A 12,240-nucleotide genomic window follows, 5' to 3' on the forward strand; every position below is an offset into this window, starting at 1 on the left:
GGAACGCTAAATTCACCCAGAAACCAACCCTCTACTGTGCTGCCTTTTTGTAGGGAATGGTTTTAGATTTTACGTACTCACTATCGAACGCGCCTACTCGTTCTGCAATCGCCTTATATTCGGTTTTCAAATCGATTGCCATTTCAGGCAATGAATCCACCAGGTTATGAAGCTCACTTCTGTCATGCACCATGTTGAACAGCTCCCATTCGCCAGATTTTAGTTTTACCAATTTCCAGTCCCCCCTTCTTATCGCTTTTCCGCCATAGTGCTCAAAAAACAAGGGGCTTTCCCTAACGATTTCCTGACCGGAGAATAGTGGCAGAACGCTTTGCCCATCCAGCGCCTGAGTCGCTTCTCCATTGTGCTGAGCCGGATATTCGCCACCGGCGAGTTCCAAAAGTGTAGGTAATAAATCCACAAGGTGTGCAGGCTCGTGGCTTATCACCGGGCGCTTTATAAGCTCGGGGTACCAGGCAATGAATGGGGTGGCTATGCCTCCCTCGTACATTTCTGCCTTGAACCGCCGGAAAGGAACGTTGCTCACATTAGCCCAATTCACTCCATATCCTTCGAAACTTGATGGTGTGCCTACTTTTGCAGAATCTAAAAACCGGTCGGCGAGATAAGGGATTTTGCCTGTTCTGGCTCCACCATTGTCCGATAGAAAAATGATCAAAGTGTTATCTTTCTTCCCGGTTTGTTCCAGGTTTTTGACAAGACGCCCAATATTCTGATCCATTCTATCCACCATTGCGGCATAAACTTCCATTTTGCTGGCATAGTCCTGTTTCGTTGATTCATCCAAATCGTCCCATCGGGTCTCACCATATCCGTTGGATAGGGTGTCAACCGTAGGTAGGATGCCCAGCTGTACCATTTTCCGGTATCTCTTTAGTCTTATGCTGTCATAGCCTATGTCATAAACGCCTTTGTATTTAGCTATATCCTCAGGGAGGGCATGCAGCGGCCAGTGCGGTGCATTGTAGGCAAGATATAGAAAGAAGGGAGTATCCTCATTTTCGGAACGATTGATCAGCCGGATGGCTTCATCCGTATACAAATCGGTGGTGTAAATCAAAGTGTCCGGTGAATCCAGTTCCTGATTGTCCCTTACCCAAGTCAGGTTCCCGTCGCTGTGGGGCCAGTCTGCATTCCGGTAGGGCAAAAAATCAAAGTAGCTGGAAGCTCCGTGAATAAAACTGTAGCAATGATCAAAGCCATGGTTAAGCGGCCAGTGCTGTTCTCGGTACCCGACGTGCCATTTCCCACTCGTATAAGTTTGGCACCCCTGGGCCTTTAGCACATCCGCTATGGTGACTACACTATTTTTAAAGTACCCTTGATAGGAAGCTAGTTCAACGTTCTGATCAGTCATACCACCAATCCCAGCTTTGTGTGGATACAGGCCTGAGAGCAACGAAGCCCGTGATGGGCAACACCGGCCTGCGTTATAAAAATGAGTCATCGTCAAACCTTCCCGGGCAAGCTTGTCTAAGTATGGGGTGTTGATTTCCGAACCAAAACAGCCAACGTCTGAATAGCCCATGTCATCAGCAAGAATGATGATTATATTTGGCTTATCTGTAGCTCCTGGCTGATCTGAAGGCTGTTCAGGCGCACAAGCCCCTGCAAGTAGCAGTAATCCCAAATAGATGATTTTTTTCATTCCGGTTATGGCGTTTATAGGCGCAGGGAATACAATGAAGGCCTTGAATCAATCTTTTTCATACCAATAGCCCTCAAAGAACTTGCGGTCCCCCTGTACAGGAAAACCACTCACCCGGTCCACTACATCATTCCGGCGTCGTTCGTGAGGGGGATGATCACCCGTAGCCTTCATCCATTCTACGAGTTCGTTGGAGAGTGCTTTGGCCCGTTCCAGGTAGGCTTCCTGTCCTGATAAATTGTTGATTTGAAAAGGGTCAGTAATTACATCATAAAGCTCTATTTTAACCCGGGGTGCCTTGAAAAGCCATTCCTGGGCAGGCGTGAGCTGTGCCGCCTCTTTCAGGGCAAACCAGGATGGAGATGCCGATAAGTCTGTGGGCGTACCGTGGGGCAGGGCGATATAACTGTTCAGAATCAGCAGGAAACTATCGGTCCGGATAGACCGCATGTGTTCGTCGGCACCATGCCAGTTGCGTTCGCCGAAAACGTGCTTTCGCCCCCCGGCATTTGGCTTTTCCAATACGGGGCGAAGCGATTGCCCGTACATTTGTTCTGGCCTTTCCAACCCGGCATAGTCCAGAAGCGTTGGGGCAAGGTCAATGGTACTGCTAAGCCCTTCGTAAGTGGCCCCTTCAGGAAAGTGCCCCGGCCAGGACCAGACCATTGGCGTTTGCAAGCCTGAATCGTAGAGCGTCCCCTTAGCGCGGGGGAATGGCATGCCGTTATCGCTGAGGTAGAGGACGATGGTATTTTCGCGCAATCCCCTTGATTCCAGCGCCTTCATCATGTCTCCGATTTGCCCGTCCATTCGGGAAATCTCGTTATAGTAATCGGCGAGGTCTTCCCGGGTCTTTGGACTGCCCACCAAATAGGGAGGTACCGAAACCTGTACAGGCTCATTCACAGCTGGTGCGCGCCCACCCTGTCGATCTTCTATACGGTAGGGCCGGTGCGGATCCACAAATCCCACCCAAAGGAAAAACGGTCGGTTGCTAGCCTGATCCAAAAAGGTATTGAAGTTGCCCAGCGCCTTGTCATGCCAGGTATTGTCCCGTACCCAGTCTGGCCAAAACCCATCATCATACCAATCGAACTGTGCCATTCCATGTTTCCCGATATGCCCCTTCAGCATGAGCCCGGAGTAATAATCTGCCTCCTTAAGGTAACCCGGAACGAGAACCGTAGTGCTATCAATACCGGTATGAAGGTCCTCCGTTCCAATGGTATGGGCAAACTGCCCGGACAGCATACTGGTCCGGGACGGACTGCACTGCGGAGAGGTCAGAAAGGCCTTGGTAAACCGGACTCCCTGGCTGGCCAGTACATCAATATTTGGGGTATGCGCTGCTGTATCTCCGTAGCAACCATACTCCATGCCCGCATCATCTGCTATGAAAACTACGATATTGGGGGGTTGCTGAGCATAAAGCCCCAGGGCTATGAATAAGCCAAGCAGGCTACAGTAAAATTTGATTAGCATTACTTTGTTGGATTTAACGTTATCGTTTTGGGCCAGCCCGAAAATTGCCGGGCAGAAGCCTCTTGTACATTTGCGTAGCGGGGCCAGCATTCAAAAGTGACCGTACCCTCATCTTTATCAAAGCGAATAAGTCCATACCCAGCCCCTTCTGAATCAGCATCCGGATTGGCATAGGCATGGACTGAAATCTTATTGTGGAAGCCATCCAGGAAGTCTCCGGTCCACGGTAGCTCGGGATGGTAGGGTTCCGTTTGTTCCAATTCCTTGTCCAGCGGCCACCACCAACGGCTGTAGTAATCATTCACGATGGCGGGTACCACAAATGCCCAGGGGCCATCTCCATGCTCCTCGATCCCATGTTGAATAAGGGTAGCCAGGTGTTGATCGCCAGCTATATGTAGGGCGTTGGCCGCCAGGATACGTTCCAGAGCTTTCCGCCTGCCGGTTTGTGGCCAGCCATTAGAGTCCATATCGGCGTGGAGGCGGTTGTCTTGCTTGCCGTGCAGGTGAGCGCCTCCGCAAAAGCCGGTTTGCGAAAGCACTGCCCGAAAGGCAGGATTGCCCGACTGCCCCCAGTCTTCAAGGAATTTCAGTTGGCGTTCCCCCAATAAATTTAAACCCTCAACATCCACGCTTTGGGGATTGTAGTCAGGGTTCCGGATATGATCAGGCCGTGGTCCCTGTTGGGGAATTTTCCCATCGGGACCGGATTTGAATTTCCGGTCTTCCATAATGGCGAAATCCACACCACCCCAATTTAGATGGGTATAGTACACGCCAATACCCTGTTGGACAGGAGTGGGATCGTAAGGGTCGGGCAGGTGACTAGTCTGAGCCCGTTCCACCATCTTTACATACTCCGGGTGGTAAAAATAACCGCCATCGTGCCCGGCACGAACGGTAGCTTTTTTACCCTCTTCACCCCAGAGGTTACCCTGCCCGATGTCATGATCGTCCGGGATGGTGATACAGGGTCGGTCCCGGAACAACTCCCTGAACTGAAGCCCAAACTTCAGCCAGGCTGCGGTGTGCTGCAGGTGGTCGTAAGATTGGTCACCGGCGAAAAAAAGCAGATCAGGATCCTGATGGCCTATGTTGCGCACGTAGTTTTCTCTGAGCCCCCGGTCTTTATTGGAGTTGCAGGATAGCCCGGCAAGAACAATTTCTGATTTGTCTTTTGGATTGGCACGGATAAGCCCTTCAAACGCGGCTTTCTCACCGTGCCGCAATCGGTAAGAGACCGCCTGTGCATCGTCCCAGTTTTCCACCCGAAAAGTGGTCATCCAGCCCAGGTCGTTAACGGGCTGAGCCAAAGACTCTTCCCATTGGCCGTTTCGTTTCAATTCAAGCCGCACTTTTCGGTCTTCATCTGGATACAGTGGATAAAGCTGGGCACTAAGCTTGAGTGTCTCGTTTGAAACCGTATAAATCCCGAAGGCGATCACTGAGTCCCGGTTTACCTTCATATTGATGATATCGGTTGTCGGCCGGTTCCACCAGTCATTAGTGGCTAAGGAATCCAGTGCTTCAAAGGGAGCCGGCTGAGGGACGTCTGCCAGGGTAAACGACTTAGGTGATTTATCTGCTGGCTGACAAGCTAACAGGGCCAGTAGTATGAAGAGCAAGGGGTATTTCAGGAGATGGTGCATAAGGTAAATCTGGTTTACTTATTATTGATGAAATTAAGATAGGCAAATGCCTGCACTTACCCGCACTGTCTGCTTTGAGGAATGCCTAATTTTTGAAAAATACTGCCTATGAAGTCCCTACTGCTATTCATCGCACTGCTTTACGGTTCCAGCCTGATAGCACAGTCACCACAGGAAGGCTGGGCTTTCCAAATCAAACCAGATCCTTTTGATACTACGGCATTGCTTGACCTGCGGTACCTAAATGAGGAAGTAGCCGGAGAAAATGGTTTTGTACAATTATCAGCAGACGGAGAAAGCTTTGTCACCGAACGCGGAGGACCTATTCGCTTCTGGGCCACAGGGGGGGGCAATAAAGCCCGCCGCATGAATGCGCTGGAGCTTGCCCACCATGCCCGCTTTCTAGCTAAAAAAGGGGTCAATATGATCCGCTTTCACGGCGAGATACACTCGCTCACGGATGATATTTTCGAGACGAACAAAGACGAGCTCGATGCCATCTGGAAAATGGTCGCTATTTTTAAACAGGAAGGTATATATTCGACCATCAGCCCCTTCTGGCCTTACTTTATTGACACCATTCCTCCCAGCTGGGGCCTTGGGGACTACTCCGGCAGCAAGATCAAGCCCTGGGGGCTGTTGTATTTCAATGACCGGTTTCAGGAGGCTTACAAATCCTGGCTGACCGACCTGTATACCCTTCCCAACCCCTACACCGGTATACCTTTAAAGGACGATCCGGCAGTAGGGCTTATACAGATGCTCAATGAAGATGGGGTGTTTTTCTGGACCATCTCCTCTGCTATTCAGCCTTCACTTCGCAGCACCATCGAAAGTCAATTCTACGATTGGGTTTTGGAGAAGTACGCGACCCTTGAGGCCGCTCATACTGCCTGGCAGGCAAGTGCCCGGCACGAAGATGATGCGCCCGGCGAAAAGCGGTTGGGTATTTACCCTATTTATGAGGCCACGCTGGACCAATCCGACGCAAATCAACGCCGCCTGGCAGATCAAATGGCTTTTTTCACCGATATCCAACGCGGCTTTTACCAGGAAGTCCACGATCATCTCCGGTCGATTGGCTGTCAGCAACTGATCAATTGTACGAATTGGAAAACGGCCAATAATACCAAATTACTGGACCTGGAGCGGCACACCAATGCTGCAGCGGAGGTCATGGCGGTCAACCGTTACTTCAGTGCCGGGCACGAAGGCCCCTACAAAGGCTGGCGCTATCAGGCTGGGGACTACTATCAGGGGGAATCCGTGATGCACCAGCCTCATAAACTGCCTGTCAATGTAAAGCAGGTCGAGGGGCACCCTTTCACCATGACGGAAAGCAGCTGGCCACTACCCCACCGCTACATTGCAGAGTCCGTATTTCTTACCAGCGCCTATGCCTCACTCAGTGGATTTGATACCTACTACTGGTTTTCGCCCCGTTCAGCAACTTACAGTGAGGGCAACGAGCTGTTCTTTACTTTTGATGAACAGTTTGAGGAAGGCAACTTTCCGGTATTCAAGTTTAATATTTCCACCCCGGCTTACCTTGCACCTTTCCCGGCCAATGCGCTGCTTTACCGCAAAGGCTATGTACAGGAAGCCCCGGTTGTTATACGTGAGCACCGGGCCCTGCAAGATATGCACCAGAGAAAAGCACCACTGCTAACCGAAGAAAGTGGCTTTGACCCCAACCGGGATTTACGAGACCAGGCTGTGGTATCACAGGGTACTCCGGTCAACCCGCTGGCTTACCTAACTGGTAAAGTTAGGGTGTCTTATGATTCTGATCAGAACGATTATATTGCCCCAAAGCTGGAGGAATGGATTGATTACAAAGCTCAGAGCGTCACGAGCGCTACCGGAGAACTGATCTGGAATTACGGGAAAGGACAATGCCGGTTAGATGCCCCTGCTGCTCAGGGGCTTGCCGGGTTTCTCAACGCAGACAACGGCACTTTCCGCACCCAAGACCTGGTGATCCAAAGTGGAAACGATTATGCCACCATTTTAACCGTTTCCATGGATGAGCGCCCCCTGGCTTCCACGCAACAAGCGCTGGTGCAAGTCAATACCCTATACGAACTTACCGGTTTTGAGGAGCGGAGAGCTACCTATAAGCTGGGCAAAAAAGAAGTGGAAGGCTATGAAATACTCAAAACCGGCCGCCTGCCCTGGAAAGCCGCTGCGACACGCGTTACCCTGACCATCAATAATCCTTATTTGTCTACTGCCATTTTATTGGATGAAAATGGGTATGCGGTACGGGAATTAGTCACACGTCGCCTTTCAGAAGGGCTTCAGGTCACTCTGCCGGAAAATGCATTGTACGTGGTGCTCCAATAAATATCCCAATAAGATGAATATTGAAAAGAAATTACGTTGCTTTTCGGGCGTTTTGTTCACCCTCAGCCTTCTGGTTTCCGGTTGCAAAAATGCCCCATCCTCCCTCAGCGAGCCATTAGCTACGGTTCATTTTGACCATCCATTTTTATGGAAGACGGATCAGCCAGCGGAGGCTCTCCGTATACACTTCGCGTTAAAGCCGGGTAGCCGGATAAGCAACTGGAAGAAAGCCGCTCAGTCAGCAAGAGCTAATGGCCGCCAGTTACCAGACCGACCAGCCGTAGCGCAACTAACCATAGTTTTTGAAAACGGGCGCGAAATTCCCATTGGTATCCGCTATGGGGAATCAATTGGAGCCCATGAACGGGACTGGTGGAATGAAACCGATGGATTTATCTACAGCTTGCCCTTTGCCAGGCTAAGCTCAGTCGGCCTATCTGATACCCTGAACCGAAAATACGCCGTTCAATACGCTATGGATGTACCCAACCCTATGCCTGGAGTAAGGATTCAGGAAATCCAGCTTGCCATTCCAGACAGCCTGAATGACGGAGCCCTCATTACAGTTTATCAGTTGGAAGAAATACAGGCGCCTCCTGCCGTGCCCACCTATTTTGTCGCACCGTATGGAAATGACAATCAGGAAGGCCGCTTTGACACCCCCTGGGCGACCTTGCAGCACGCAGCTAAAGCGATAGCGCCAGGCAGTACTGTCTTTGTGAGAGGGGGGCAATACACCTGTACCGCCCCTGTTCTGTTCGACAGCTTGTTGGCTACCGCAGGGCACCCCACCCGGGTTATCGGCTGGCCGGGAGAAACGGCCCGGTTTGATTTCAAAGCAACGCATCTCACCTACGGCAGCAATCCATTTGGAACAGGTGAGGGTTGGTTAAATCTGGATCAGGCCATGTTCAGCATTGACCACTGCAAGCATTTCGTACTCAAAAATCTACACCTGCAGCATTCCCGTGCCCGGGGCATTGGAGCGGAATACGGGGAAAATATTTCCCTGCTCTACAACTCCGTTTATCTGACTTTTTCTCCGGGTATACGGTTCGCACATATCGACAAAGGCGAGATAATTGGCAATACACTCATCCGCCCGACCAGTATACTTATGGGGCCTACCCGATTGGAGGATGCCGGGAGTGCGCCTTTGGCAATGGATACGGGAGACTCCACCTTCATTAATCCTAACCAACCTTTGTACATGCCTGAAATTAATGCGGCACAGGGAGAGCGGTCGCGTAAGCCTCCCATGGAAGGCATAGATGGGGCACACTTCTCCAATATCGAAGTGGGCTACAACGAAATCGCCTGGGCAGATAAAGAAACCTTCCTTATCGATGGCGATGTTGATGAGCTGCGCGTCCATCACAATTACGTCCACGATGCGCACAACCGTCCCTGGGCCTGGGGCATTGCACCAAATGGCTACGGTAAACAGCAGCATATTGAGCTCGACCACAATATCGCAGTCCGGGTAGGCTCCGGTGTGGGCATCGGTACGGAAGGCGGTGGGACCGGTGCATACGTTCGCATTCATCACAACTTATCCTACGATTGTGCCTGGAACGCCCACAGCGTCACGGGAGCGTGGGGCGACTCGGATGCTGACCTGAAGCACATTGCAGTGTTCAATAATACAGCCTGGCGGAATGGCTACCTGGACAGCAATAGCGGTCCGGCAGGTGGTATTGCTATCTCCTTCCCCAGCGGTGAAGGCAAGGCCGGCCGGAAGGTAAATGGTGTAGTCGAAGATGTGACCGTGGCTAACAACCTGATTCTGCAACCCCGGGATTATGCCCTGGCACTGGTCTATCCCGGCGATCCTGCCGGGAGCCGGATTAACTTTTACAAAAACTACACGGACCTCAAAACGCCCAGCTCCATATTTGACCTGCCGGAAAATGCGCCCTGGCGTTCCTACCGGACCACAGGCCTGGAAGTAGTGGAAGGCTCAATTTTGCGCGATCCTGAAGCCGGCGATTTTCGGCTGAGAGCCGGGAATTCGTTACTGAGATCGGGTGTGGGCATGGACTCAAGTGGGCAAATTGATACCAGCCTGCAAACCTACATTGGAGCTTTTGGCCCTAATGATGGCTGGGTGGAGTATCCAAAGCGGGCTGATTTTACTCAAAAACCACCCAGTCAATAGCCTCTACCGCATCTTCACCGTAGACTAGGAACCAGAGGGTACGTTCCCCGGAAGGATTACTGCTCAGGTCTACAGAGAGGGTCTTCCACCCGGGCTGCCCCTCCGGCAGGTTAAACCGGGCGAGCTCCTGATGCCAGGGCTGATCAAGGCGTAGCCGAATTTGCCCTCCTTTTTGACCTTGCTTAAGGCGGATGGTAGCCCGTTTCAGCTCCTTATCAAACTTGATGTATTTGAATGCTGCTTTATTGCCATTGCTGAAATTGGAAAGGACTTCAGCGTGTGGGCCCGATTGCTCTACACGCACCTCTCCAAATAGCAAACACGCCCTGGCTGCAGAAAGCGTATCTCTGGCGGGCAAAGGTGGCAAAGCACCTTGCGTGGTCATGGGCACCTCCGGAATATGCCCGTCAGAGGTAAAGGCAATCGGTTCCAGGCAAGCTTTGCGCATCTTATTGCAACCATGCGTTGAACGGTGGTAGAATACATACCACTGCTCATCAAATTCAGCGATTGAGCCGTGGTTATTCCAGTTGCCGGGGTTGCACTGCCGGTTGTCAATAATGACTCCGCCGTAGGTGTAGGGGCCCATCGGAGATTCACTTATCGCATACCCAATGCAGGTTGGCTTGTCCGCCCGGCTTATATCGGCATAAACCAAATAGTAGAGACCGTTGCGCTTGGCAAGGTAGGCACCTTCGTGAAAAAAGTGGTCAGATTCTGTCAGCACACTATCCCGAATTGCAGATAAATCCAGCGTTTTACCATCCGGGTTCAGGGGTGCCATTTTCAAGGTGAACTGCCCCCACAAGTAGTAAGCTTGCCCGTCATCATCAATGAAGACTGCCGGGTCAATCTGATCATAGCCGCCCAAATCTATTTTCTGTCCGCCGACGAAAGGCCCAATGGGGCTATCGCTGACCGCCACGCCCTCACTATGTGCCTGATCGGGCATACAGTAGTACAAGTGGTACTGCCCGTTGAGGAAAGCAGCATCAGGAGCAAAAAGGAGGGCATCACTAGCGGCCACTTCGTCCTGCGGGCCACTGGAGTGGAAAACATCAGCGTGCACCTCCCAGGAGTACATATCGGAAGTGCTGAGCAGGGAATGCCTGCGTGAGCAATAGTAATTGCAGCTTTCGTCTTGTGAGGTATAAAGGTATAATCGCCCGTCCTGGAAGATACGGGCGGAGGGGTCAGCTAAATACAGTCCGGGCGGAGAAATAGGGTTTTGTGCCCTGAGCACTAAAACCGGCAGGACCGCAATAGTCAGCAACATTATTATTCTTAGCATTAGGTAATACTATTTTCGTTTGGGAAAATCAGGTTCAAAATCGGTGGGCTCTACCCATCCGGCTTCAACGGGCTCCCTTCTAATCATCCGGTTGTAAAAATCCCGGTCCTTTTCATGTGAATAAAGGTAAGCATCAAATTGATCGCCTTTGCCGAAAGCTCTGGGGTCGCCTTCTGCTTTGAGCGCTGCCCATAGCTGCTGTGACATTTCTTGTTGAACAGTAGCGTACTCCGTTTGCCCTGCCAAATTAAAGATGCAATCGGTATCGGTTCGTAAATCATAGAGCTCGGTTGCCGCCCTTTTCCCAAAACACCATGCCCAGTAGGGCGCGTCTGGCGTTTCCAGGCGGCTGTTTAGGACTTCTGTTTTGGTGGCACCTCCATCGGTAGCCAGGTAGCCCGTTTGGGGCGGCCCCACCGGATAGCGGGCGGACTTCAGGTTTTGGATGAGCAGGAAGCTGTCTTTTAACAAGGTGCGGATGGGATAGCCGACATCATCCGGGCGCCCAACATCATGCCTTTCCTTGCCCATCAACACGTAGTCACGAATTTTTTCTTTTTCACTTCGAAGTATGGGCATCAGGCTTTGTCCAGTCATGGGCTGAATATTTGCGGACGCTGCCTTTACCCCTGCTGCCTCCAGAAAAGTAGGCGCGAAATCAATGAAACTCACAAAAGCATCTACCGTTCGACCGGGTTCCTTTATCCCGTTAGGCCAGCGAATGCCCAGAGGCATGTGGTTGGCCATTTCGTAGCTGTTCGACTTGGCTCGAGGAAAGGGCATACCATTGTCGGAAGTGACAACTATTAAGGTGTTATCCAGTAGACCTTTGGCTTCCAGGGTGTCCAGCATACGCCCCAGGTGGCGATCAAAATGCTCGATCTCGGCGGCGTAATCCAGCATATCCGTTCTCACCCGCTCGTTATCGGGCCAGTAGGCGGGCACTGAATCAATTTGAGAAATAGCTCTTCCGGTCAGTTCGGGCCCGGAACCATAGGTGTAGGCGCGATGAGGCTCAATGCCACCGTACCAAAAGCAAAATGGCTGATCCTCAGGCCTGGCATTGAGGAACTCAGCGAAGTTGGCAGCGTAGTCAATATTGGAGATATCCGGAGTGGGCGGTGTAGTCTTTACCGCTGAGAAATCGGGGCCTGCAAGATGGCGCTGCTGTCCTGAACTGTCCAGAGCAATGCCCGGTGCCCATCCTTTACCTGTTTTGCCGGTGAAGTAACCTTGCTCATTAAGTACCTCGACGTAAGATTTAAAATGAGCAGGGAAATACGGCCAGTGGTTAGCAGCCTCCTCCAACTGCCAGCTGTTGCGCCCGGTGATGATACAGGAGCGGGAGGGCGCACATTTGGCATTTGGGGTGTAGGCCCGGGTAAAAAGCAGGCCTTCCTTTGCCACACGGTCAAAGTTTGGCGTGGCAATCCATTCACAACCGTAAGCACTAAAGTGCGGATAGGAAGCATCATCAGCAATGGCAAAAAGAATATTTACTGGCGTGCTTTCGCCGGGCTGTTCCGTAGCGGATGGTGCAGTACAGCCTGCCACCAAAAAGAGCAGGCACAAACAGAGGATGGAAAGCCGCATATTTTTTGTGCTAAAGTAAAGCTAGTATACCAAATTCAGACCATGACTCAAC

At 51.5% G+C, this 12,240-nt stretch carries 7 protein-coding genes; 2 read left to right on the forward strand and 5 right to left on the reverse strand.

What is annotated here, in order from left to right:
* Positions 1-31: 31 nt before the first annotated feature.
* Genes RIC19_RS13735 through RIC19_RS13745 form a run of 3 tightly spaced genes read right to left on the reverse strand, consistent with a single transcriptional unit; the run spans position 32 to position 4,800 of the window.
* Complete coding sequence (locus RIC19_RS13735; protein ID WP_350178904.1) at positions 32-1,669, reverse strand: arylsulfatase; 1,638 nt, start codon at positions 1,667-1,669, stop codon at positions 32-34.
* A 48-nt stretch (positions 1,670-1,717) separates the two neighbouring features.
* Positions 1,718-3,151: a sulfatase family protein gene (locus RIC19_RS13740; protein WP_350178905.1), complete on the reverse strand. Its 1,434-nt coding sequence runs from the start codon at positions 3,149-3,151 to the stop codon at positions 1,718-1,720.
* On the reverse strand, positions 3,151-4,800 hold the full coding sequence (locus RIC19_RS13745) for an alkaline phosphatase D family protein (RefSeq protein WP_350178906.1): 1,650 nt from the start codon (positions 4,798-4,800) through the stop codon (positions 3,151-3,153). The genes RIC19_RS13740 and RIC19_RS13745 overlap by 1 nt, the downstream gene beginning before the upstream one ends.
* A gap of 108 nt (positions 4,801-4,908) precedes the next feature.
* Here RIC19_RS13745 and RIC19_RS13750 point away from each other — a divergent pair, with 108 nt between their 5' ends.
* Together RIC19_RS13750 and RIC19_RS13755 are read left to right on the forward strand one after the other, a co-directional pair.
* Positions 4,909-7,146 (forward strand): hypothetical protein, encoded by a 2,238-nt coding sequence (locus RIC19_RS13750; RefSeq protein ID WP_350178907.1) that lies wholly within the window; start codon positions 4,909-4,911, stop codon positions 7,144-7,146.
* A gap of 13 nt (positions 7,147-7,159) precedes the next feature.
* Positions 7,160-9,304, forward strand: coding sequence for a right-handed parallel beta-helix repeat-containing protein (locus RIC19_RS13755; protein WP_350178908.1), 2,145 nt, complete (start codon positions 7,160-7,162; stop codon positions 9,302-9,304).
* Here the strand turns inward: RIC19_RS13755 and RIC19_RS13760 are convergent.
* Positions 9,279-10,595 carry a family 43 glycosylhydrolase gene (locus tag RIC19_RS13760; protein ID WP_350178909.1) on the reverse strand — a complete coding sequence of 439 codons (1,317 nt, stop codon included), beginning with the start codon at positions 10,593-10,595 and terminating at the stop codon, positions 9,279-9,281. The genes RIC19_RS13755 and RIC19_RS13760 overlap by 26 nt on opposite strands.
* A gap of 9 nt (positions 10,596-10,604) precedes the next feature.
* Entirely contained in the window at positions 10,605-12,188 is a 1,584-nt protein-coding gene (locus RIC19_RS13765) for a sulfatase family protein (protein WP_350178910.1), read from the reverse strand.
* Between the last annotated feature and the right edge of the window lie 52 nt (positions 12,189-12,240).

It is taken from the genome of Phaeodactylibacter sp. (genome assembly GCF_040219495.1).
Lineage (GTDB): Bacteria > Bacteroidota > Bacteroidia > Chitinophagales > Saprospiraceae > Phaeodactylibacter.